The organism is Roseinatronobacter ekhonensis (assembly GCF_900499075.1).
In the GTDB taxonomy this organism is placed as follows: domain Bacteria; phylum Pseudomonadota; class Alphaproteobacteria; order Rhodobacterales; family Rhodobacteraceae; genus Roseinatronobacter; species Roseinatronobacter ekhonensis.
The window spans coordinates 107,592-129,659 of sequence record NZ_UIHC01000001.1 but is presented as its reverse complement, the minus strand read 5'-3'; the positions used below and the strand labels follow the sequence as shown (position 1 = coordinate 129,659).

Sequence of the window (22,068 nt, the reverse complement as noted above, 5' to 3'; positions counted from 1 at the left end):
GACAAATGGGCGACACGACAGACGGATCTAGCGCGGCGCATGGCGCGCAAGACGAAACCGATGCCGAACCACGCGGGCTATTCAGCCGCCTGTTCGACGCACTCTCCCCTGACGAGGCCGAGGGCCAAGGCGAACGGCTGGGCCGCACCTTGCCCGGGCTTGCAAACCTGCAACGCCTGCGGGTGGAAGATGTGGCCATCCCAAAGGCGGAAATCGTGGCGCTCGGCCATGAAACCAGCTTGGCCGACATTGTTCAGGAATTCCGCGACTCCGGCTATTCGCGCATTCCGGTCTATGAGGACACGCTCGACAAGCCCTTGGGGCTTTTGCTGCTGAAAGACCTTGCGCTGCAATATGGGTTCAACGGCCACCACGAGCTGGAGCTTGCGCCGCTGTTGCGCCCGATCCTGTATGTGCCACCGTCGATGCCGCTTTCGGTCTTGCTGCGCAAGATGCAGGCGGAACGCACGCATATGGCCTTGGTGATTGATGAATACGGTGGCGTGGACGGGCTGGTCACGATCGAAGACCTTCTGGAACAGGTCGTGGGCGAGATCGAGGACGAACACGACACCGATGACGAGGTCACGATCCAGCGCATCGACGACACCACCTACATGGCCGATGCGCGCGCTACTCTTGAAGATCTGGAAGAAGAACTGGGCCTCCCGCTTGCCTATGACGATCTGGACGAAGAGATTGACACGCTCGGCGGGCTTGTCTTTGTTCTGACCGGCCACGTGCCGGTGCGCGGCGAAATAATCGAACACCCGTCGGGGCTGGAATTCGAGGTGATCGAGGCCGACCCCCGCCGTATCCGTCGTTTGCGGGTGCACCTTCCTGCGTCGTTTCAAAGCGCCGCGCAATGATGCCCAAACCCCGGCTATTGGCCGCGCCCGTCTTGGGTGCGGTCATGGCACTGGGACACGCGCCCTTGGGTTGGTGGTGGGCCACCATCTTGGCGGGGGCGATGGTTTTCGCCCTTATGCCCGCAGCCCCGCGCGCCGCCGCCGTATGGCTGTGGCTGGCAGGGCTTGGGTATTTCGGGCTGGCACTGGTATGGATCGTGCAGCCCTTCTTCATTGACCCCGCCGCGCATGGCTGGATGGCCCCATTCGCACTGGTTTTGATGGCGGGCGGCATGGCGCTGTTCTGGGGTGGCGCGGGTTTGGCCGCAGGCTTTGGTCATCTCGCGGTCGCCACCCTGTTTCTGGCGTTGGAATTGTTGCGCGGCTTTGTTTTGACCGGCTTTCCATGGGCGATGCTGGGCCATGTGCTGATCGAGACACCGTTGGTGCAGCTTTCCAGCCTTGGCGGCGCGGGGCTGCTGTCCAGCGTGGTGCTTGTCGCGGCGCTTTTGGCCGCAATACCCCGCACATGGCGCGGACGCATGGCAGGCGGCGCGGCGGCAGCAGTCGCTATTGCAGGTGCCTGGGGCTGGGGGGCTTTGCGCGTCCCAGCGGAATTGGCCAACACCAACGCCAGTGTCCGACTTGTGCAACCCAATGCACCGCAGGCCGAGAAATGGGACCAAGGCCGCGCGCTGCTTTTCTTCGAACGGATGCTCGCGCAAACCTCTGCCGCCGCCCCGGTGCCCCCTGCGTTGGTGCTCTGGCCGGAAACTTCGGTCCCGTTCCTGCTGGATTTTCCCGGTGCCGCATTTGGCATGATGGCCAATGCCGCACGCACCCACGGTGCGGACACACAGATCGGGTTCGGTGTGCAGCGGCTGGACGACGGGCGCTATTACAACAGTCTTGCGCTGCTGGACACGTCTGCCACAGTTGGCCAGATATATGACAAGCATCATCTGGTGCCCTTTGGCGAATATGTCCCGTTCGCCGACTGGATCGCGGGCAGCCCTGTCGGCGGGCTGGCAGCGCAAGCGCTGCAAGGCTACAGCGCAGGGCCGGGACCACGCACGCTGGAACTTGGGCCGCTGGGCCGCGCCCTGCCGTTGATATGCTATGAGGCGATTTTTCCCCGTCACACCCGCGTCACCCCGCGTCCAGACTGGCTGTTGCAGGTCACGAATGACGCTTGGTTCGGCACCGTGTCTGGCCCCTATCAGCATCTGGCCCAAGCGCGCCTGCGCGCAGTCGAACAGGGCTTGCCGCTGTTGCGCAGCGCCAATACCGGCGTCAGCGCGGGGTTCGACGGGTACGGGCGCAGCCTTGGTCAGCTTGCACTCGGGGTGGACGGGTTCATCGACATTCCGGTGCCACCCGCGTTGTCACCCACGCCCTATGCGCGCTGGGGGGACTGGCCGGTCTGGGGCGCGATCTGCCTGCTGGGGATTGGAGCAGTCGCACGCAAGCGGCTCAGCGGATAACCTCTGTCACAAGCTCTGGCACAACGGCGTTCGGACCGATCCGGCAGGCCGTTTGAAACGCTCGCGTCGCGGCCTCTGCCGCGTCGCCGGTGGCGGCATGAACATGCGCAAGCGGATCGCCCGCTGCGATATCGGTGCCAATGGGGACAATGCCAGAGAACCCGACACGCGGGTCGATTCTGTCGCTTGCCGCCTGCCGCCCGCCGCCCAGCCCGATCACCGCCTGCCCTATCGCGCGGGTGTCGAAGCCGGTGATTGCCCCTGCACGGGGCGCGGGAATTGCGCGGATGACCGGCGCCGGGGACAGATGGGTCGCCGCACGCTCCAGTAGGTCCGCAGGCCCGCCCAATGCCGTGACCATCCGCGCGAACCGGTCCGCCGCCGCGCCAGAGGCCAGTGCCTGCGTCAAACGCGCCCGCCCGTTGTCTATTCCCGCAAGCGCAAGCGCCTCTGCCCCAAGAACGAGCACCATCTCTTGTAGGCGCGGCGCAGCTTGCGGGTTGCCGCGCAGCAGGTCCAACGCGACCGACAGCTCCACCATATTGCCAGCGGCCGGCGCCAGCGGCTGGCTCATGTCGCTCAGCACGGCGTGGGCACAGCACCCGGCGGCGTTCGACACCTCGACCAGCGCGCGGGCCAGATCGCGGGCATCTTGAGGGTTGGACATGAATGCGCCAGAGCCGGATTTTACATCCAACACCAAACCCTGCACCCCCGCCGCCAGCTTCTTTGACAGGATCGAGGCCACGATCAGCGGGCGCGAGGCCACGGTCGCGGTCACATCGCGCACCGCATAGAACCGCCGGTCTGCAGGTGCCAGATCGCCGGTTGCCCCGACAATCGCGCAGCCCGCATCCGCCACCACAGCACGCAGGCGGTCCGTATCAAGTGCCGTGGTGTAGCCCGGTATCGCTTCGAGCTTGTCCAGCGTGCCGCCCGTGTGGCCCAGCCCCCGGCCCGAAATCATCGGCACAACTGCGCCGCAAGCGGCCAATGCGGGCGCCAGTACCAACGAGACGGTGTCACCCACCCCACCCGTCGAGTGCTTGTCGATAACGAGGCCATGGTCCCATGCCAGCCGTTGCCCCGAATCGCGCATTGCCAGTGTCAGAGCGGTAGTTTCCGTGGCGTCCATGCCGCGCAGAACAATCGCCATCGCCAGAGCGCCCGCTTGCGCATCGGACAGCGACCCATCGCTCAGACCGCGCACAAGGGCGGCAATCTGGTCGGGCGACAACACATCTCCGTCGCGCTTTGCGGCGATCAGGTCTTGGTAGAGCATAGGTATCCTTCCGCTATGCCCGAATGTTGCGCCCTATCCGAAAAGATACAAGGCACGAGCGCATTGGCCAGGCCTTGTCCGCGCGCTGCGGGGTAATCTACACCAACTCTTCGGACCGGATCACTGGAAAGAACTGCCCGCCGGACCACAGCCCGAACCATGACGCACCGTCATGGTCGGCATGGGCGCCAAGCTCTACCAAGCGGTAAAAGCTTTTGCGGTCGATCAGCGCCTCCAACCCCGCGCGGATATGCACATATGGCGCGGGTTCACCGGTGTCGGCGTCACGCTCCACGCGCAGCGGGTTGTCGGATCCGGCCAAAGCCTCGTCGCCCATATTGGTCACGAAGATCAGGTTTTGATCCTCGCCATCCCCATCGGCGCGAAAATCTACCGCCACAAAGGGCGCGTCATCGACCGTTATGCCAACCTTTTCCACGGGCGTGACAAGGAAATACCTGTCGCCCTCGCGCTTCAGGATGGTTGAAAACAGCCGCGCCAAAGCGGGCCGCCCGATGGGCGTGCCTTCGTAGAACCATGTCCCGTCACGGGCGATCCGCATATCCAGATCACCGCAAAACGGCGGGTTCCACAAATGCACCGGCGGCAGGCCGCGCCCTTTGCTGGCAGCCGCCGCCGCATCTGCCAGCGCATTGGCCGACGGGGTCACGTTATTTTGTTGCATCGGTGTTTTTGCCATTGGCTGCCTTTGCGATATGTCTGAGGGTAACGTAACACGACAGCACGCGATTTCACCCCGTTTCGGGCAGCTTCGCCACAGCGAACAAGGAGAACCGCCATGAGCGACGCCACCGACCTGCCGCAGCAGATAGAGGCACTGGGTGAAAAACTGGCCGAGGCACGCGCCAGCATCAACCGCCGCTTCATCGGGCAGGAAACCGTGGTCGACCTGACGCTGACCGCCATGCTGTGCGGCGGACACGGGCTGCTCATCGGCTTGCCGGGTCTGGGCAAGACACGGCTGGTCGATACGCTGTCGACCGTGATGGGGCTGCACGGCAATCGCGTGCAATTTACCCCAGACCTGATGCCCGCCGACATTCTGGGGTCGGAAGTGCTGGATGTGAATGACGACGGCAAGCGCGCATTCCGCTTTATGGAAGGGCCGATTTTCTGCCAGCTTCTGATGGCAGATGAAATCAACCGCGCCAGCCCGCGCACGCAAGCCGCTTTGTTGCAAGCGATGCAGGAACGCGAGGTGACGGTGGCGGGCACCCATCACAAACTGGCTGCGCCGTTTCATGTTCTCGCCACCCAAAACCCGCTGGAACAGGAAGGCACTTACCCGCTGCCCGAAGCCCAGCTTGACAGGTTTCTGGTACAGATTGACGTGGAATACCCCGACCGCGATACCGAGCGTGATATCCTGATCGCCACCACCGGCGCCGCCGAAGATACCGCGCATGAAGTGTTCAGCGCAGACGCGTTGATCGCCGCGCAAGGCCTGCTGCGTCGTATGCCTGTGGGGGAACGCGTGGTGGACGCCATCCTTGATCTGGTGCGCGCCTGCCGCCCCGGTGAACCAGAGGCACACGAAGCCGTGCAAGGCATGGTCGCGTGGGGTCCGGGCCCGCGCGCGGCGCAGGCGCTGATGCTGACGGTGCGCGCGCGGGCCTTGTTGCAAGGCCGCCTTGCCCCCTCGCTCGAAGATGTGGCGGCGATGGCGCGCCCCGTGCTGTCGCACCGCATGGCGCTAGGTTTTGCCGCGCGCGCTCAGGGGGCAAACTTGGCGGACATCATTGACCAAGTGGCTGCAAAAGCTACAGATATGGCGGCGGCTGCGTGACGACCGATCTGCGCCAAAGGGCCGAAGGGCTTGCCGCCCCGCTGCCCGCGCTTCTGGCGCAGGCAGAGCATTTGGCCGCGTCGGTTCTACCCGGCGCGCATGGGCGCAGGCGCGCCGGGCAAGGCGACGAATTCTGGCAATATCGCCCTGCCACGGCCTCTGACGGGGCGGGGCGGATTGACTGGCGCCGCTCTGGCCGCGCGGATGCCCATTTCGTGCGCGAAACCGAATGGCAGGCGGCACAAGCCGTGACGCTCTGGGTAGACCGCGCGCAGGCCATGGCGTTTTCGGGGGCCAGGGACCGTGCGCCCAAATCCGACCGCGCGCGCCTGTTGGGGCTTGCACTGGCGGTGCTGCTGCTGAAGGGCGGCGAACGGGTTGGCCTGCTGCCGGATGTGCCGCCACGCATGGGCCGCGCGCAACTGGCACCGCTGACACTGGCACTTGGCGCAGATGACAGCACGGATTTCGGCACGCCCCCCCAAGGCGCGATGCCCGCGCGGTCGCAAGCGGTGTTCCTGTCGGATTTCCTTGGCCCGACAGAGGGGTTGGAGCACACTGTCGCCCGCGCCGTCGGCCAGGGCGTGCGGGGTGTGTTGGTGCAAATTCTGGACCCCGTGGAAGAGGAATTTCCCTATCAGGGCCGGTCAATCTTTGAGTCTATGACCGGCACGCTGCGACATGAGACCCTGCGCGCCAACGATCTGCAAGCGCGCTACCGCGACCGCTTGGCCGCGCGCAAGGATGCCTTGGCCGCGCTGGCGCGGCAAAGTGGCTGGCAAATATTGACCCACCACACGGACCAACCGCCAAGCCGCGCGCTAATGGCGCTGTGGCAGGCGCTGGACGGGGGGCGCTGAATGGGGGCGTTCGGCTCGATAGGGTTCGTCACGCCGTGGCTGTTGGCCGCGCTGGTCGCTTTGCCGCTACTGTGGTGGCTGTTGCGGGCGGTGCCGCCCGCCCCTGTTGTGCGCCGGTTTCCCGGCGTGGCGCTGCTGCTGGGCCTGACCGACGAGCGCACGGAAACCGACAAAACCCCGTGGTGGCTGCTGGTGCTGCGCGCCTTGGCCATAGCTGCGCTGATCGTTGGTTTTTCCGGCCCAGTGCTGAACCCGCAGGCAAGCCGGATGGGTGATGCCCCATTATTGGTGGTTCTGGATGCCAGCTGGGCCAGCGCCCGCGACTGGACGCGCCGCACAGAGCGCGTGGCCGAAGTGCTGGCAGAAGCCACGCGCGCCGACCGCCCTGTAGCCGTGGTCGCGCTGAGTGACCTGCCCGAAGGCCCCTTGCCCCTGCGCGATGCCGGGTTCTGGGCGGAGCGTGTGGGCGCGTTGGCGCCTGCACCCTATGCGGCACGGGCCGATGCCGTGGCCGCATGGGCCGATGCCCTGCCCGAACGGCTGGACAGCTATTGGCTGTCGGACGGGTTGGATACGCCTTACCGCGCAGGTTTGACGGCGGCTTTGCAAAGCCGTGGCGCGCTGACGGTGTTTGAAACCTCGCGCCCGGTTCTAGCGCTGGCCCCGCCAGAGCTGCGCGAAGGTGTGTTGAACCTGCAAGCCCTGCGCTTGCCCGCACAACCCGCGACCGAGATCGACATCATCGCCACAGGCCGCGATCCGGCAGGTGTGGAACGCGCGCTTGCCCGTGCCACGGCCGGTTTCGAGGCAGGCGCGCAAACCGCAGAGGCTGAATTGGTGCTGCAACCCGAACTGCGCAACCGCATCACCCGCTTTCAGATCGCGGGACAGCGCAGCGCGGGCGCGGTGGCACTGACCGATGACGCCTTGCAGCGCCGCAAGGTGGCCCTGCTGACGGGTCGGGAAGGCGATGAGGGCGCGGACCTGCTGTCGCCCTTCTTCTACTTGCGTCAGGCGCTTGGTCCGGTTTCGGAACTGGTCGAAAGCCCGTCGATTGACGATCTGCTGCTGACCGCGCCCGATGTGTTGATCTTGGTGGATGTTGCCAGTTTAGGCGAGGTCGAGAGCGCGCAAATTCTGGATTTCGTGCGCGCGGGCGGAATGCTGCTCCGTTTTGCCGGGCCCAGCTTGGCCGCGTCAGAGGTCGCACGCGACGCCGAAGACCCGCTTTTGCCCGTCCGCCTGCGCATTGGCGGGCGCACCGTGGGCGGCGCGATGAGCTGGGGCGCGCCGCGCCGTCTGCGCGATTTCGCGCCCGATTCGCCTTTTGCGGGCTTGGATATTCCGCCCGATGTAACCATTGCCGCGCAGGTTCTGGCCCAGCCTGACCCCGGTTTGGCAGAGCGCACGATTGCCACGCTCGCCGACGGCACGCCGCTGGTCACGCGCAAATTCGACGAAGATGGACAGATCGTTCTGGTCCACACCACCGCCAATGCAAACTGGTCCACCCTGCCCCTGTCCGGGCTGTTCGTGCAGATGTTGGAACGGCTGGCCGTGTCCACGCGCGGCGGCGCGCTCAAGGCCGATGCCGTGGCCGACCAGATCTGGCAGCCACAGCGCGCGTTGGACGGGTTTGGCGACGTGCGCGACGCCAGCGCGGGTGCGGCGGTCGAGGGCACGGCACTTGCCGCGCGCGACTTTGGCCCCGAGCTTCCCCCCGGCGTCTATTCCAGCGCGGCAGGGACGCTGGCGCTGAACCTGATCGCCCCGGACACCACGCTTGCACCCGCCCTATGGCCCGCAACTGTGCCGGTAGAGCGCGACACCGTGGCGGTCACGCGCGACCTGCGCGCGCCTGTGTTGCTTGCCGGGCTTGCGCTGCTGCTGGTCGACATACTCGCCGCCCTGTGGCTGTCGGGGCGCTTGCGCGGTGGGGCCGTTGCGGCGGTCCTTCTGGCCCTGGCCATGCCAATCGACGCGCGCGCCCAAGATGCGGCCCCGAATGAGGCGGGCGACCGTCTTGCCCTGCAAGCCACCAGCGCCTTGGTGCTGGGTCATGTCCTGACCGGCGACACCCGCGCCGACGACATGGCGCATGCCGGTTTACGCGGGCTGAGCCGCATTCTGTTCGCCCGCACCTCTATAGAGCCGGACCCGCCCATCGGCGTGGACCTGGAGCGTGACGAGTTGACCTTCTTTCCCTTCCTGTACTGGCCGATCACGGAAACAACGCCCATCCCGTCGGACGCGGCCTATGCCAAGCTTAACCGGTATTTGCGTGGCGGCGGGATGATCCTGTTTGACACCCGCGATGCAGAACTGGCCGGATTGACCCGCACCACACCCGAAGCGCGCCGGTTGCAGGCAATCGCGCGGCCGCTGGACATTCCGCCACTGGACCCGATCCCCGACGACCATGTTCTGACGCGCACCTTCTACCTTCTGGACGATTTTCCGGGCCGGTATCGCGGCGCACAAGTCTGGGTCGAAGCCGCGCCCGCGGACGCAGAACAAGCCGAAGGGATGCCGTTTCGCAACCTCAATGACGGGGTAACGCCGGTTGTTGTCGGCGGGCATGACTGGGCAGCCGCATGGGCGGTAGACGAGGCCGGGCAACCCTTGGTGCGCATCGGCATGGGCCTGTCAGGAGAGGAGCAGCGTGAAATGGCGTATCGGTTCGGGGTGAACCTGATCACCCATGTGCTGACCGGCAATTACAAATCCGATCAGGTACATGTCCCCGCGCTGTTGGAAAGGTTGGGGCAATGAATGGCACAGAAATAGAATTTGCACCGCTTCTGCCGTGGTCCGTCTTGGCTGTGGTCGCCGTTTTGGCTGCCTGCATGGTTGCTATTGCGCTATGGCGCGGCCTGCGCGGCTGGTGGCTACGGGGTTTGGCGGCGCTGGCACTTCTGGCGGCGCTGGCAAACCCGGCGTTGCAAACAGAGTTGCGCGATACCTTGAGCGACATTGTGCTGATTGTGGCGGACCAGACAGCATCGAACCGGCTGAGCGACAGGGCAGCCCAGACAGAGCGCGCCCGCGCGCATCTGAACGCCGAACTCTCGGCCCTGCACGGTGTGGAAACCCGCGTTGTCACGGTAGAGGATGCCGCCCGCGATCAGGGTAGCCTGATCGCCGGTGCGCTGGCCGGGGCCTTGGCAGAGTTGCCCCGCGACCGGTTGGCGGGCACCTTTGTGCTGTCGGACGGCCTGGCGCATGATGCCGACCTGTCGCTGGACCTGCCCAGCCCGCTACACTTGCTGCAAACCGGACAGCCGCAGGATTGGGACCGCCGTCTGATCGTCTCTAATGCGCCGGCCTTTGCCATTGTCGGCGAACCCGTCACCCTGACCCTGCGGGTCGAAGATGAGGGCGCGGTGCCGCCCGGCGCCGGTGGTCTGGCACCTTTGTTCTATTCCATCGACGGTGGGCCGCGACAGAGTGCGATGGTGCCAGTGGGCGAGGATATGGAGATCAACGTCACGCTGGACCGCGGCGGCATGAACGTTCTGCAGTTCGAACTCGAAGACGCACCCGGAGAGCTGACCGACCGCAACAACGCAGCCATCGTGCAAATGAACGGCGTGCGCGACCGGCTACGCGTGCTGCTGGTCTCTGGCGAGCCGAATGCGGGCCAGCGCACATGGCGCAACCTGCTAAAGTCGGACCCCGCGGTGGATTTGGTCCATTTCACCATTCTGCGCCCGCCGGACCGGCATGACGGTGTGCCGGTCAATGAGCTATCTTTGATCGCCTTCCCAACGCGTGAATTGTTCATCGAGAAGATCGACGAATTCGACCTGATCATATTCGACCGTTACCGCAGGCGGGGCATACTGCCCGCTGCCTATTTCGCCAACATCGCGCGCTATGTGCAGGATGGTGGCGCGATGCTGGTGGTCGGCGGGCCGGAACTGGCGGGGGCCGACAGCATCTGGCGCTCTCCCCTGGGGGCTGTGTTCCCGGCGCGCCCCACGGCACGGGTTCTGGATGAAGGCTTCCGCCCGGAGGTCACAGATCTGGGTCGGCGCCACCCTGTGACCGCCGGACTGGAAGCACTTGCGCCCTCCGCCGAGGGGTGGGGCCGGTGGTTTCGGCAGATAGACTTGGTGCCCGAAGACGGACAGATCGTGATGGAGGGGATCGACGGTCGCCCACTGCTAATGCTGGACCGCGTGGAACAGGGGCGCATGGCACTCATTGCCTCGGATCAGACATGGCTGTGGGATCGCGGATTCGAGGGCGGTGGCCCGCAACTTGAGCTGTTGCGCCGTCTGGCCCATTGGATGATGAGAGAGCCCGAGCTTGAGGAAGAGGCCCTGACCGCCAGCGCAGAGGGGCAACGCCTAACCATAACGCGCCGCAGTCTTGGCGACGATGTGGGCGATGTGATCGTAACCGCTCCTGACGGCACAGAAACCGCACTGGCCCTGACCGAAGGCGATCCGGGCCAATACCAGGCCGAATGGGACGCGCCTGAAATCGGGCTCTACCGGCTGCGCGAAGGCGATCTGGAAAGCGTGGTCGCGATCGGCCCGCAAGCCCCGCGTGAATATGAAACGACCATCGCAACGGGCGCACGGCTGGACCCGCTGATCGCGCCCACGCGCGGCGGGGTCACGACGGTCGCCGAGGGGCTGCCAGAGTTGCGGCAAGTGCGCGAAGGACGTGCCGCGGCGGGGCGCGGCTGGCTGGGGGTTACTCCACGCGGCGCCTATGTGACGACCGACATCACCACCGCCGCACTGTTGCCGGGCTGGGCGTGGCTTGTGCTTGCCGCAGGGCTGGCGCTTGGGGCATGGCTGCGCGAAGGGCGCTGACATTGCACAGGGCAGTGCGGCACTAAAAGGTAATCGTCCGACCACTCTCTACGCCGCATACGTCCGCCTGTTGGTCGCGAAGCGCCCTAAAGCCGGTCTTGCAACGGTAGCGTCAGACGCACCAGAAGACCGCCCAGACTGTCGCTGTCATCCAACACCAGACGCCCGCCCTGCGCGCGCATGACATCTTGGGCAATCGCCAGACCCAAGCCGACATGTGCACCCACATCCTGATTGCGCGACGTATCCAGGCGCACAAACGGCTCGCAGGCGCGGGCACGGTCAGCAGGGTCAATACCGGGGCCGTCATCTTCGACAGTGAGCGTCAGGGTGTCCGGCGTGGCCGACATGGCCACTCGTGCCCGACCGCCATATTCCAGCGCGTTCCCAAGAATATTGTCGAGCGCGCGCTCCAGTTGCCCCTCACGCAAACGCACCTTGCGTGGGACACCGTCGGCGACATGCATCTCTACCGGTTTGCCCGCTGCGCGATAGCGTCCCGCCAGATCTGTCAGGATCGCCACTGGATCGAAAACGCCTTCGCGCACCTGGCTGTCGCCGCGGGCATAGTCCAGAAACGTGTTCAGCAGGCTTTCCAGATCGGCAATCTCGGCTTCGAGCGCGTCACGGTCTTCGGACGGGTCCGACATTGACAACTGCAAACGCATACGGGTCAGCGGCGTGCGCATATCATGCCCCAAGCCCGACAACATCAGCTTGCGTTGTGCATTCTGCCGCTCGATCCGGTTGCGCATGTCGATAAACGCCAACCCCGCCGCACGGATCTCTCTTGCACCCGATGCGCGCAAGGGCAGCGCCTGGCCCCGGCCATAGGCTTCGGCGGCGGACCCCAACCGCCGGATAGGACGGATTTGCAGGCGCAGGTATTGCAGCGCCACCAAGATCATCACGAGTGACGCCGCAAACACAATCACCAGCAACTGATGCGGATTTGTAGGCGCCAGACGATTGCGCGGAATGGCTACCTGCAACGTGCCATGCCCTGTTTCGAGCCATAAAACCGCCCGGTCTGGCTCTGTGCGCAAGGCAGCGGCCCGCAACCTGGGAGCCTGCGAACGGAGCACTGACAAGGCCTCTTTGCCCGCCAGATCATACCATGGCGCGCGTGATTGCAGTCGCGGCAGCGGGCCGTCCAGCCATTGCAGTTCCAACTCCAGCGCGGCGGCAAGACCGGATCGGTCCAGCGCGCGCGTGTCGGGTGGCTGAGAGTCTATCTGCGCCACAAGCGCATTGACCACGTCCAGAACCGACCCGGTCATCTGTTGTGTCACACGCTCATAATGGCGCTGCACGAACACGACCGACAGCACGATCTGGATGACCAGTATCGGCACAACAACGATCAGCACGGCACGCCCGAAAAAACTACGGGGGAAGATGGATTTCAGCTTTTTCATCCGGCCCAATCTACCTGATACGCCGCAGATATACACGCTATACACCACGGCTACACCGCTGTAATTTCGCGGCATGACCAATCGCGTAGAACTTGCCCCTAGTCTCACATTGCTGCGCGCGGACAATCCTTCTCCGATGACGGCAGAAGGGACCAACAGCTATATTCTGGGTATGTCAGAGCTGGCTGTCATAGACCCCGGCCCAGACGAGTCTGCGCACCTGGCGCGGCTGCTGGACGTGATCGGCCCGCGTGCGGTTGGCTGCATATTGGTCACACATAGCCACAAGGACCACTCCGCCCTTGCACCCCGGCTGGCGCAGGCCACGGGCGCGCCGGTGCTCGCCTTCGGCGACAGCAAAGCAGGCCGCAGCGAGCAGATGAAGAGCCTTGCGGCCAATGACACAATCGGCGGCGGCGAAGGAATTGATCTGACCTTTGCACCCGACCGCTGCCTGCAGGATGGCGAGGTGTTGCAGGTCGGCGCAGAAACCATCACCGCGATCTGGACGCCGGGGCATATGAGCAACCATATGTGCTTTCAGTGGCGCGACAGGCTGTTTACGGGCGATCACGTTATGGGATGGGCGCCTTCACTCGTCTCCCCGCCCGATGGGGATATGAGCGCCTATATGCGCGCGCTGGAACGCCTTGGACAGATCGACACCAGCGCCTACCATCCCGGACATGGTGCGGTCATAGACCGGCCCCGCGAAAGGGTTGCGGAACTGATCGTACACCGCCGCGCCCGCGAGACGGCACTCCTCAAAGCACTCCGGAACGGCCCGGCACAGATCGCGGCACTGGTGGACCGCATCTACACGAATGTTCCGCAGGGCCTCCACAAAGCCGCGGCGCGAAACGTCTTCGCCCATCTTGCCGATTTACACGCACGAGACATCGTTCACGCCCAACCAGCTTTGTCCCCGAACGCCGTTTTCAGCTACAAGATGCCGAATTGAAAAATCTCAAAATGCCACTGGACGCCCCGAAACGCAGTTGCTATAGCGCCCGCATGGTCCGGCGTAGCTCAGCGGTAGAGCAGTTGACTGTTAATCAATTGGTCGTAGGTTCGATCCCTACCGCCGGAGCCATAAACAGCAAGAAATACATATTATTTTGAACGTCTCGCGAAAGCGGGTTTTGGTGTTTTGAGTTCTGTCACTGGATTGGTCACCGTTCCGGACGGTCGCTTCCTCATCGGCAGAATGATACGCTGGCGCGACGCCGTTGCGGCCTTGGTTGCCAGCCTTCTGGCAGAGGTCACAGAAACCTAATGCCTTGGCCATTGCCAGAAATACTAAGCGCTAGGGCACGACTATCACGAGCCCTAGCACTGGTTTTCAAAGCGGATCAGACCTTTCAGGCCGGTTTCTCTGCCGAATGCCGAGGCTCTGCATCGCCTTGGGGCGTTGCGGCATCGATGATGTCTGCATCTTCCGCCGGTTTTGGCAAGCTACCCACGATCAGTGGCAAAAGCTCTGTCTGGGTCGCGGACGGTCCGGCGCTGTCGGGAGCGTCGCGCCATTCCAGCGTGTCGAATGCGCCGCAATGGTCGCAGACCGCCTGCCAGCTTGCATGCACATGCTGACACGCCGAACACACCCATTGGGGGCCGCGCTTGGCCGTCAAAGCGCGGGCCAGCCAGCCGCGCACAACTGCGTCATCTGCGCCTTCGCCACGTTCGATTGCGGCCATGATCGTCAGGGCACGCATGCTTGGCCGGGTTTCGAACAGGTCGCCCAAGGCACGGCGGGCGGCCGGGAAATCTTCTGCTGAAATTAGCAGTTCTGCCCGCAGCATTCGGCATTCATCGGCTTGCGGGTGCATCTTGAGAAGTTTCTCGAACCGGCCCAGCCGCTGACGTGGCGTTTCGTCCTTTTCGATCGCCGCAAAGGCAGAGGCCAATTCCGGGTGCGGCGCGGCCTTCCATGCGGTCTTGATGACTTTCGTCGCATAGCTGCCTTTGCCCTGCGCAACCAAGGCTTGGGCGGCTGCAACCGCGGCGGGCACCAGATCGGGCGACAGGCGGTTTGCTTCAATCGCGGCTTCGCGGGCGCGGGGCAGGTTGTCCTTTGCGGCCAGCGCGTCGGACTCTTGCAAGGCCAGTACGGCGTCGCGGCGGCGATACACGTCGCGCGGCAGATGACCGCTGGATTTCTTGGTTTCCAGCGTCTTGCGCGCGCCGCTCCAGTCTTCGGAGTCGGTCTGAAGTTTCAGAAGCGTGTTCTGTGTGGCCTCATGCGCCGGCTGCATTTCCAGCGCTTTCACGGCAAGTGCGCGGGCTTTTTGGGTCTCGCCAAGTTCAAGCTCGGCGCGGATCAGGCCCTGAACCCCGACAAAGCGACTGCGCGGGTCATCCAGAAGCCCTTTGTAATGCGTGATAGCCAAGGCGTTATTGCCCTTGGCCTCAGCGGCCTGGGCAATCAAGAGATTGGTCATCACGGGACGATTCAAGAGCTTATGCGCCTTTTCCGCCTTGGCGATGGCCAGTTTCGAGTCGCCCGAAGATTGCGCCAGCATCGATGCCAGGAGCGCATCCAACCCTTTCTTCTCGCGATTGCGTACGAAAAAGCGGCGAATTGCCGTCTCATCACCATTCATGAACCGAAGCAGCGTCAGTGACAGCGAAATCGCTTTCAGCACCAGCCACAGCGCCACAAGGAACACAACGAAGGCAATGATCGCCTGAATCGGGCCAAGCGTGAATTCCATATCCAGAATGCGCAAACCGACCGTCTGCCCGCTATCCATAAGCGCACCGGCGCCATAGGCCAGCCCGATGACCACAACGACAAAGACAAGGAGTTTCAGCAACGTCCAGAACATAGTGTTTTCCTTACTCTGTCGAAATTTCAGCTTGCAGCGCGTCAAGCGCGGCGGCTGCATTCAAACGGGTATTCACAGCAGTCAGCCAATCATCCATCGCGGCGCGCCCCTCATCCGGGAGCGCCGACAATTCGTCCAGTGCCGACGCAAAGTCGCCCTCTGCCACGACGGCACCGGCGCGTGAGGTCACGGCGTCGGGATCATCCCCCTCGCGCGGCGCAAGCGAGCGCGCACCGACCTGCGCACGGAAGAAGTTGCCCAATTTTTCGGTTGCGGATTCGGCAGGCGCGGCTTGCAAACTGGTCCCGATGGCTGCACGCGCGGCAACGCCATAGCTGTCTTGCAGTTGTTCGACGGTTTGCACCCCGTCACTGGCGGCATCGCTCAAGGCGGCAGGCACATCGGCCCCGGCCTCTGCCAGTTGGGCAACCGCGTCATCAAAAGATGCGCCTGTGACAAGTGCAGCGCGTATCCGGTCCAGTCCTGCGGTGGCAAGCGCTGTGTCAACAGCGGCCTCTGCCTGCGCGACCTCTTCGGTCGCCAGCGCGCGCAACGCGTCCATATCGGCTTGCAGCGCGGCCATCTGCTCTGGCATCGGCGCATAGGCCGCCTCCAGCTCGGCAAGGCTGTCTTCAACCGGGCCAAGATCAACATCCGGCTCGGCGCGCAATGCTTCGATCTGGGCTTGCAAAGCGGCTTCATCAACCTCTGGAATCGCGGCAACACGGCTGCGCAAATCATCTATCGCAGCTTGCACACCGCCAATATCCGCGGGCTCAAGCGCCGCGATCTGAGCTTCCAGGTCCGACAGGTCTGGCCCCTGCGCCACTGCTTCGCGCAGGTCTGCCAGTTCGGTGCGCAGGGCGCCGATCTCGGCCTCCATCGCGGTCAATGCGCTTGCCTCGTCTGGCACCGTGGCTTGCATATTGGTCTGGTAAAAATGCGCGCCGTAGCCGATGCCGCCCGCAACCACACCGCCCAACAACAGGGGCAAGAACCCGCCGCGTTTCTGCGGCTCGGGGGCGGGTGTGGGCGGGGCGATCGGCGGAGTCTGCGGCTCTGATGTCGCGACGGTCGCGTCGCTTGGCGCGCCGGCTGTTTCCGATGTGGTCATTGTCGTATCGGATTCCGCCGTGGGTGTCGCAACCTCGTCTGATTGGACCGCCTCTTCGGGTGTCGATTCTTCAGGCACAGGTTCGGAGGCATCAGGCGCATCCGCCTCTGCCGTCACCTCGTCGGACACTGTCGCGGCTGACGTCTCGGGGACGGTACCTGTATCAGCCGCGGGGTCCGGCTTTTCCATCGCGCTCTCGGTGGACGTGTCACCAGCTTCGGGCGCGCTCTCACCGGCTGCCGCATCGGGAGCAGAGGCGGTGTCCTCGCCCATCTGGGCCGGACCATCTGCCAAGGGCGAGCTTGTGTCGGTGCCGTCCTCGGTTGTCGCCGTTTCTGCTTGACCGGATGACGCATCCGCGGCCGTGTCCGTCGTCTGGTCAGTGGGCGTCGCCGCAGTATCAGTCGTATCAGACGCGGGCTTGGTGCTGCGGGATCGGCGCGGAGCGGTTGCCCGCTTGCTTGTTCCTGTCTTGCTTGTGGTTCTGCGCGCCACCGTTTATCCCCCAACCCGTTACGCCGCCATGCAGCAATTCCTTGATACCTTATCGCGGGTTTTGGTCAGGCTCAAGCGCGGCTTGCGCCCGCGCAAGCGCAGCCAGCATTCCGGGCTGGTCGGGCGTGTCGGCAATATGCACGCTGGTGGTTGGCACAGACTCCAGCCCCGACGCCGCCGCCGGGCTGATCGCCACGGCATGTAGCTGCGCTTGCGGCGCGGTGATCGCCCGCCACTCCTGCGCGAAAATTGCCGCGCTGCGTGGTGAAAATACAGGCAAAAGCACGGCACCGGGCGCTTGCAGGCACGCCTGCGCCGCCGCGGTCAATGGCGAGGCCTGCTGGTCGTAACACGGCACGGCCCGCGCGCGCAGTCCTGCGGCGTTTAGCCGCCCGGTCAGATCGGTCACAACATGCGTTCCGCGCATATGTACCAGCATGCGGTCCGGGCGGGTATCGCACAGCATGTCGAACAAGCATTGCGCGGTCCCGCCGCCATCGTGCAGGTTGCAAAATCCCGCATCTCGCGCGGCTTCCAGACATCGCGGGCCCACGCACCAAACCGGCCAGTCGCGATGGTCAGTCGCCCTGACCAGCGCGTCCACCCCGTGTTGCGAGGTGACGATCACCGCCTCGTCTGGCGCGGGCGGGTCCACGTTGTAAAAGACAACCTGCAGCACCGGCGAAATCACCAAATCGCCCACCCAACCGGCAGCCGCGGCGAAACTTTCGGCGCTGGCGCGGGGGCGGGTCAGAAGGAGGCAAGCCATAGGTGCTCGCTTTCGGGGCAAGGGCCGGGCACGGGATTGTGCGGTCTGCGTCCAAGTGGTAGCTGGAACGCAGCCGTCTTGGCAACCGAGAGCATGATGACAAACCACACCGCTGCCACGCTGACCGTTCTGGGGCTGGAAAGCTCTTGCGACGACACCGCCGCTGCGGTTCTGCGGACAGATGGTAGCTCTGTCGATATCCTTTCGAATATCGTGCTGGGACAGCAAGAGCTTCATGCGGGGTTCGGCGGTGTGGTCCCAGAGATTGCCGCACGCGCCCATGCCGAAAAACTGGATCTGGCGGTCGAGGCTGCGCTGAAACACGCCGCGCTGGACCTGAGCCAGATCGACGCCATCGCGGTCACCGCCGGACCGGGCCTAATCGGCGGTGTCATGGCGGGGGTGATGCTGGCCAAGGGATTGGCGGCGGCCACCGGCAAACCCATGGTCGGCGTGAACCATCTGGCCGGTCACGCGCTGACCCCGCGCCTGACCGACGGCATCGCATTTCCGTACCTTATGCTGCTGGTTTCTGGCGGGCATTGCCAGTTTCTGCTGGTCGATGGGGTGGACGACTTCACCCGCCTTGGCGGCACCATTGATGACGCACCCGGAGAGGCGTTTGACAAGGTCGCCAAACTGCTTGGACTGGGCCAGCCGGGCGGCCCGCTGGTCGAGGCAGAGGCGCGCATGGGCGATCCCGAACGCTTCGCCCTGCCCCGCCCGCTGTTGGACAGACCCGACTGCGATATGTCGTTTTCCGGTCTGAAAACCGCCGTGCTGCGCGCGCGTGACGGGCTGGTCGCCGCACAAGGCGGGCTTTATGCGCAGGACCGTGCCGATATCTGCGCCAGTTTTCAGGCGGCTATGACCGATGTTCTGGCCGAAAAAACCCGCCGCGCGCTGAAGCTGTATATGGACCGCGCCCCACAAGCGCCGGTGCTGGCCGTCGCAGGTGGCGTGGCGGCCAACCAAAGCATACGCGCCGCACTGGAGCGCGTTGGACAAGCCGCAGGCGCGCGCTTCCTTGCCCCGCCATTGAAGCTGTGCACCGACAATGCCGCCATGATCGCATGGGCCGGACTGGAGCGGATGCGCATGGGGGCGCGCGACGACCTGACGCTCGCTGCACGTCCGCGCTGGCCGCTGGACACAACATCCGCCCCGATGCTGGGTGCGGGCAAGAAAGGAGCCAAGGCATGAGCGTGGCAATCTTGGGCGCGGGCGCGTTCGGCACCGCACTGGCCTGCGCTCTGGGTCATGCACAGCTCTGGGCGCGCGATGCCGACCACGCCGCCGACATGACCCGTACCGGCCAGAACGCGCGGCGCTTGCCCGGCGTGGACCTGCCCGATACCGTGGCCATCACGGGCGATCTGGCAGAGATTGACGCCGACACGCTGCTGCTGGCGATGCCCATGCAGCAGATGCGCGGATTTTTGCAAGAGCACGCGGCCTGGCTGGCCCCGCGGATTTTGGTTGCCTGCTCCAAGGGCGTCGATCTGGACCTATTGATCGGGCCGGTCGGTGTGATCGAGCAAGCCCTTCCCGGCGCACGCGGCGCGCTGCTGACCGGCCCCAGCTTTGCCGCCGATATCGCGCGCGGGCTGCCAACCGCGCTCACGCTGGCGGCGCGCGACGACGCCTTGGGCACCGATCTGCAAGCACGGCTGTCGACCGAGAACCTGCGCCTGTACCGCAATACCGACGTGACCGGCGCAGAGCTGGGCGGGGCGCTGAAAAACGTCATCGCCATCGCGGCGGGCATGGTCATTGGCGCGGGGCTTGGCGAATCTGCGCGCGCGGCACTGATGGCGCGCGGCTATGCCGAAATGCAGCGTTTGGCGCTGGCTTTGGGCGCAGAGTCGGAAACCCTTGCAGGCCTGTCCGGTCTGGGCGATCTGGTGCTGACCTGCGGTTCGGAGAAGTCGCGCAACTTTCGGTATGGCATGGCCTTGGGCGCGCAAACCGGCTTTGATGCGGCGACGACCGTCGAGGGCGCGGCAACCGCCCGCGCCGTGACCCGCCTGGCCAGAGAGCATGATATAGACATGCCGATCACCCGCATGGTCGCCGCCGTCATCGACGGCGTTCTGACCCCGACCGAAGCCAAGGGCGCGCTGCTCGCCCGCCCCCTGACACTGGAGTAAGACATGCCGCTTTTCATGATGGTCTGCACCGACAAACCCGGTGCGCTGGAGACCCGCAAAGCCAACCGCGCCGCGCATCTGGACTATATCCGCGACACCGGCTGTGTGGTTCAGGCAGGGCCGTTGCTGGATAATGCGGGCGACATGGCCGGATCGCTGATCGTGCTGGACCTGCCGGACATGGCCGCCGCCACCGCTTGGGGCATGAATGATCCTTACGCCATGGCCGGGCTGTTCGCGGATGTGCGTTTGCAGGAATGGAAAAAGGTTGTCGGCTGATGCGCTACTGGCTGATGAAATCCGAACCTGACGCGTTTTCATGGGACGACCTTGTCGCGAAAGGTGATGCGGGCGAAGAGTGGGACGGCGTACGCAACTACCAAGCCCGCAACATGATGCGCGACATGGCGCTTGGTGATCGCGCCTTTGTCTATCATTCGCAAAGCGACAAGGCCGTGATCGGAATAGCCGAGGTGATCGCCACCGCCCACCCCGACAGCACGACCGACGACCCACGTTGGGAATGTGTCGATATTCGCGCAGTTTCAAAGCTGAAACAGCCAGTCACATTGGAAATGTGCAAGAATGACCCACGCCTGTCAGAGATGGCGTTGCTGAAACAGGCACGCCTTTCGGTGCAGCCGGTGCGCGCCGACGAATGGGCGGTAATTTGCGAACTCGGCGGTGGTGTCTAGGTTCCGCAAAAGGTAACGACAGAGGGCGCGTCCTGCGGTGCGGGGCTGGCGAATGCCGCGCCGTCCGCGCGCGGGGTAAACGGTGTCTGAACATGTTGCAGAAGTGACAGGAACGGGTCCATGTCACCCAAGTCGCTCGCAGCCTCCAAAGCGTGTTCGACCAAGTGGTTGCGCGGAATATAGATCGGATTGACCGCGCGCATACGGGCGGCAGCGGTATCGGGATTGTCCAATCCGGCGCGCAACCGGTCAAGCCAAGGGGACAGGCCCGACGGGTCGTTGAATTCCGCTGCAAGCGTCGCGGTGTCCCCCGTCAAAGCGTCGGGCAACATCCGGAAGAAATTTGTAAAATCAACCCCCTGCCCCTCTAGCAGGCGATGCAGGTCATCGACCAGAACCTCGGGGCAGGCCCGCTCGAACCCCAGTTTGCGCGCAAAGACCGCCAGCCATTCGGCGCGATACTGGTCCTGAACCGCCTCGACCGCGGCCGTCGCAAGCGAGACCGCGCGGTCCTCATCCGGGTCGATCAGCGGCAACATGGCCTCTGCCAGACGTGCCATGTTCCACATGATAATTCCCGGTTGGTTGCCATAGGCATAGCGCCCGCCATGGTCGATCGAGCTGAAGACAGTGGCGGGATCGTAGCGCTCCATGAAGGCGCAAGGGCCATAGTCGATGGTTTCGCCCGACAAGGTGCAATTGTCGGTATTCATGACGCCATGCACAAACCCGACCCCCATCCATTGCGCCACCAACCGCGCCTGCCGTGCACCCACGCGGGACAGGAAGGCGAGATACCGCCCCTCTGTGCCCGCCAGATCGGGATCATGCCGCGCAATAGCATAGTCGGCAACCCGCGCGACCATGTCGGGCTGGCCCCGCGCGGCAAAAAATTGCAGCGTGCCGACGCGCAAATGGCTGGCGCCTGTGCGCGCCAGCACCGCACCCGGCTCCAGCCCGTTTTGGCGCAGCACCCGGTCGCCTGTGGTGCACGCCGCCAGCGCGCGCGTGGTCGGGATGCCCAAGCCCGCCATCGCCTCTGACACCAGATATTCGCGCAGGACAGGCCCCAGCACCGCGCGCCCGTCGCCGCCGCGCGCGAAAGGCGTGCGCCCCGCGCCCTTCAGGTGGATGTCATGGCGCGCGCCATCGGGGGCCAGAACCTCGCCCAGCAAATAGGCGCGCCCGTCGCCAAGTTGCGGGTTGAACCCACCGAACTGGTGGCCAGCGTAAGCTTGGGCAATGGGTTGCGCCGCTTCAGGGGCCGCATGACCCGACAGCATCGCCACACCATCCGGGGTTTGCAAAAACCCCGTGTCCAGACCAAGCGTTTCGGCCCAAGCGGTGTTCAAAAGCGCCAGTTGCGGGTCGGGCCAGCCCTGCGGCATGGCGGCCACATAAGCGCCGGTCAGGTCGCGGGCATAGCTGTTGTCGAAGGCGATAGACATGGATGATCCTTGGCTGCTTTAACGGACAGGTAAGCCGCCTGTGG

18 protein-coding genes and 1 tRNA gene are annotated in these 22,068 nt (G+C 64.5%); 12 read left to right on the top strand and 7 right to left on the bottom strand.

Annotated elements, in window-relative coordinates:
* Positions 1 to 5 precede the first annotated feature (5 nt).
* Together ROE7235_RS00630 and lnt are read left to right on the top strand one after the other, a co-directional pair.
* Positions 6 to 869: a transporter associated domain-containing protein gene (locus ROE7235_RS00630; protein ID WP_121092718.1), complete on the top strand. Its 864-nt coding sequence runs from the start codon at positions 6 to 8 to the stop codon at positions 867 to 869.
* Complete coding sequence (lnt, locus tag ROE7235_RS00625; RefSeq protein WP_121092717.1) at positions 866 to 2,332, top strand: apolipoprotein N-acyltransferase; 1,467 nt, start codon at positions 866 to 868, stop codon at positions 2,330 to 2,332. Before ROE7235_RS00630 ends, lnt begins: the two co-directional genes overlap by 4 nt.
* Here lnt and ROE7235_RS00620 read toward each other — a convergent pair.
* Together ROE7235_RS00620 and ROE7235_RS00615 are read right to left on the bottom strand one after the other, a co-directional pair.
* Complete coding sequence (locus tag ROE7235_RS00620) at positions 2,322 to 3,614, bottom strand: thymidine phosphorylase (RefSeq protein ID WP_121092716.1); 1,293 nt, start codon at positions 3,612 to 3,614, stop codon at positions 2,322 to 2,324. The two genes, lnt and ROE7235_RS00620, sit on opposite strands and share 11 nt — an antisense overlap.
* 97 nt (positions 3,615 to 3,711) lie before the next feature.
* Entirely contained in the window at positions 3,712 to 4,314 is a 603-nt protein-coding gene (locus tag ROE7235_RS00615) for a DUF1285 domain-containing protein (protein WP_245963837.1), read from the bottom strand.
* A 99-nt stretch (positions 4,315 to 4,413) separates the two neighbouring features.
* Between ROE7235_RS00615 and ROE7235_RS00610 the strand changes: the two genes are divergently transcribed.
* From ROE7235_RS00610 to ROE7235_RS00595, 4 genes are read left to right on the top strand one after another with little or no spacing between them, the layout of a single operon-like run.
* On the top strand, positions 4,414 to 5,421 hold the full coding sequence (locus ROE7235_RS00610) for an AAA family ATPase (RefSeq protein ID WP_121092715.1): 1,008 nt from the start codon (positions 4,414 to 4,416) through the stop codon (positions 5,419 to 5,421).
* Positions 5,418 to 6,281, top strand: a complete 864-nt coding sequence (locus tag ROE7235_RS00605) for a DUF58 domain-containing protein (protein WP_121092714.1) — start codon at positions 5,418 to 5,420, stop codon at positions 6,279 to 6,281. The genes ROE7235_RS00610 and ROE7235_RS00605 overlap by 4 nt, the downstream gene beginning before the upstream one ends.
* Positions 6,282 to 9,053: a DUF4159 domain-containing protein gene (locus ROE7235_RS00600; protein WP_121092713.1), complete on the top strand. Its 2,772-nt coding sequence runs from the start codon at positions 6,282 to 6,284 to the stop codon at positions 9,051 to 9,053.
* On the top strand, positions 9,050 to 11,107 hold the full coding sequence (locus ROE7235_RS00595; RefSeq protein WP_121092712.1) for a hypothetical protein: 2,058 nt from the start codon (positions 9,050 to 9,052) through the stop codon (positions 11,105 to 11,107). The genes ROE7235_RS00600 and ROE7235_RS00595 overlap by 4 nt, the downstream gene beginning before the upstream one ends.
* Before the next feature lie 86 nt (positions 11,108 to 11,193).
* Here ROE7235_RS00595 and ROE7235_RS00590 read toward each other — a convergent pair whose 3' ends face one another.
* Complete coding sequence (locus tag ROE7235_RS00590) at positions 11,194 to 12,525, bottom strand: ATP-binding protein (RefSeq protein WP_183073229.1); 1,332 nt, start codon at positions 12,523 to 12,525, stop codon at positions 11,194 to 11,196.
* Between the two features lie 136 nt (positions 12,526 to 12,661).
* On the opposite strand from ROE7235_RS00590, the gene ROE7235_RS00585 reads away from it, so the two are divergent.
* Together ROE7235_RS00585 and ROE7235_RS00580 are read left to right on the top strand one after the other, a co-directional pair.
* Positions 12,662 to 13,486 (top strand): MBL fold metallo-hydrolase, encoded by an 825-nt coding sequence (locus ROE7235_RS00585; RefSeq protein ID WP_245963836.1) that lies wholly within the window; start codon positions 12,662 to 12,664, stop codon positions 13,484 to 13,486.
* Positions 13,487 to 13,543: 57 nt separating this feature from the next.
* Positions 13,544 to 13,618, top strand: a tRNA-Asn gene (locus ROE7235_RS00580).
* A 268-nt stretch (positions 13,619 to 13,886) separates the two neighbouring features.
* On the opposite strand, the gene ROE7235_RS00575 is transcribed toward ROE7235_RS00580, so the two are convergent.
* From ROE7235_RS00575 to ROE7235_RS00565, 3 genes are all read right to left on the bottom strand, one after another.
* Complete coding sequence (locus ROE7235_RS00575) at positions 13,887 to 15,353, bottom strand: heme biosynthesis protein HemY (RefSeq protein WP_121092709.1); 1,467 nt, start codon at positions 15,351 to 15,353, stop codon at positions 13,887 to 13,889.
* 10 nt (positions 15,354 to 15,363) lie between these two features.
* On the bottom strand, positions 15,364 to 16,761 hold the full coding sequence (locus ROE7235_RS00570) for a COG4223 family protein (protein WP_147434142.1): 1,398 nt from the start codon (positions 16,759 to 16,761) through the stop codon (positions 15,364 to 15,366).
* 250 nt (positions 16,762 to 17,011) lie between these two features.
* The gene (locus ROE7235_RS00565; protein WP_121092707.1) at positions 17,012 to 17,731 is read right to left on the bottom strand and encodes a uroporphyrinogen-III synthase; all 720 of its coding nucleotides are present in this window, start codon (positions 17,729 to 17,731) and stop codon (positions 17,012 to 17,014) included.
* A 96-nt stretch (positions 17,732 to 17,827) separates the two neighbouring features.
* On the opposite strand from ROE7235_RS00565, the gene tsaD reads away from it, so the two are divergent.
* The 4 genes from tsaD to ROE7235_RS00545 are packed head-to-tail and all read left to right on the top strand — an operon-like array spanning position 17,828 to position 20,576.
* Positions 17,828 to 18,934, top strand: a complete 1,107-nt coding sequence (gene tsaD / locus ROE7235_RS20490) for a tRNA (adenosine(37)-N6)-threonylcarbamoyltransferase complex transferase subunit TsaD (protein ID WP_121092798.1) — start codon at positions 17,828 to 17,830, stop codon at positions 18,932 to 18,934.
* Positions 18,931 to 19,881: an NAD(P)H-dependent glycerol-3-phosphate dehydrogenase gene (locus ROE7235_RS00555; protein ID WP_121092706.1), complete on the top strand. Its 951-nt coding sequence runs from the start codon at positions 18,931 to 18,933 to the stop codon at positions 19,879 to 19,881. Before tsaD ends, ROE7235_RS00555 begins: the two co-directional genes overlap by 4 nt.
* Positions 19,882 to 19,884: 3 nt before the next feature.
* Positions 19,885 to 20,160 carry a YciI family protein gene (locus tag ROE7235_RS00550; RefSeq protein ID WP_121092705.1) on the top strand — a complete coding sequence of 92 codons (276 nt, stop codon included), beginning with the start codon at positions 19,885 to 19,887 and terminating at the stop codon, positions 20,158 to 20,160.
* The gene (locus ROE7235_RS00545; protein WP_121092704.1) at positions 20,160 to 20,576 is read left to right on the top strand and encodes an EVE domain-containing protein; all 417 of its coding nucleotides are present in this window, start codon (positions 20,160 to 20,162) and stop codon (positions 20,574 to 20,576) included. Before ROE7235_RS00550 ends, ROE7235_RS00545 begins: the two co-directional genes overlap by 1 nt.
* Here ROE7235_RS00545 and ROE7235_RS00540 read toward each other — a convergent pair.
* On the bottom strand, positions 20,573 to 22,024 hold the full coding sequence (locus ROE7235_RS00540; RefSeq protein WP_121092703.1) for a protein adenylyltransferase SelO: 1,452 nt from the start codon (positions 22,022 to 22,024) through the stop codon (positions 20,573 to 20,575). The two genes, ROE7235_RS00545 and ROE7235_RS00540, sit on opposite strands and share 4 nt — an antisense overlap.
* Positions 22,025 to 22,068 lie beyond the last annotated feature (44 nt).

Coding starts and splice junctions, on each gene's coding strand:
- ROE7235_RS00550 (WP_121092705.1), top strand. CDS start 19,885: ATGCCGCTTTTCATGATGGTCTGCACCGACAAACCCGGTGCGCTGGAG.
- ROE7235_RS00565 (WP_121092707.1), bottom strand. CDS start 17,731: ATGGCTTGCCTCCTTCTGACCCGCCCCCGCGCCAGCGCCGAAAGTTTC.
- tsaD (WP_121092798.1), top strand. CDS start 17,828: ATGACAAACCACACCGCTGCCACGCTGACCGTTCTGGGGCTGGAAAGC.
- ROE7235_RS00545 (WP_121092704.1), top strand. CDS start 20,160: ATGCGCTACTGGCTGATGAAATCCGAACCTGACGCGTTTTCATGGGAC.
- ROE7235_RS00585 (WP_245963836.1), top strand. CDS start 12,662: ATGACGGCAGAAGGGACCAACAGCTATATTCTGGGTATGTCAGAGCTG.
- ROE7235_RS00595 (WP_121092712.1), top strand. CDS start 9,050: ATGAATGGCACAGAAATAGAATTTGCACCGCTTCTGCCGTGGTCCGTC.
- ROE7235_RS00540 (WP_121092703.1), bottom strand. CDS start 22,024: ATGTCTATCGCCTTCGACAACAGCTATGCCCGCGACCTGACCGGCGCT.
- ROE7235_RS00620 (WP_121092716.1), bottom strand. CDS start 3,614: ATGCTCTACCAAGACCTGATCGCCGCAAAGCGCGACGGAGATGTGTTG.
- ROE7235_RS00615 (WP_245963837.1), bottom strand. CDS start 4,314: ATGGCAAAAACACCGATGCAACAAAATAACGTGACCCCGTCGGCCAAT.
- ROE7235_RS00575 (WP_121092709.1), bottom strand. CDS start 15,353: ATGTTCTGGACGTTGCTGAAACTCCTTGTCTTTGTCGTTGTGGTCATC.
- ROE7235_RS00610 (WP_121092715.1), top strand. CDS start 4,414: ATGAGCGACGCCACCGACCTGCCGCAGCAGATAGAGGCACTGGGTGAA.
- ROE7235_RS00630 (WP_121092718.1), top strand. CDS start 6: ATGGGCGACACGACAGACGGATCTAGCGCGGCGCATGGCGCGCAAGAC.
- ROE7235_RS00555 (WP_121092706.1), top strand. CDS start 18,931: ATGAGCGTGGCAATCTTGGGCGCGGGCGCGTTCGGCACCGCACTGGCC.
- ROE7235_RS00600 (WP_121092713.1), top strand. CDS start 6,282: ATGGGGGCGTTCGGCTCGATAGGGTTCGTCACGCCGTGGCTGTTGGCC.
- ROE7235_RS00590 (WP_183073229.1), bottom strand. CDS start 12,525: ATGAAAAAGCTGAAATCCATCTTCCCCCGTAGTTTTTTCGGGCGTGCC.
- lnt (WP_121092717.1), top strand. CDS start 866: ATGATGCCCAAACCCCGGCTATTGGCCGCGCCCGTCTTGGGTGCGGTC.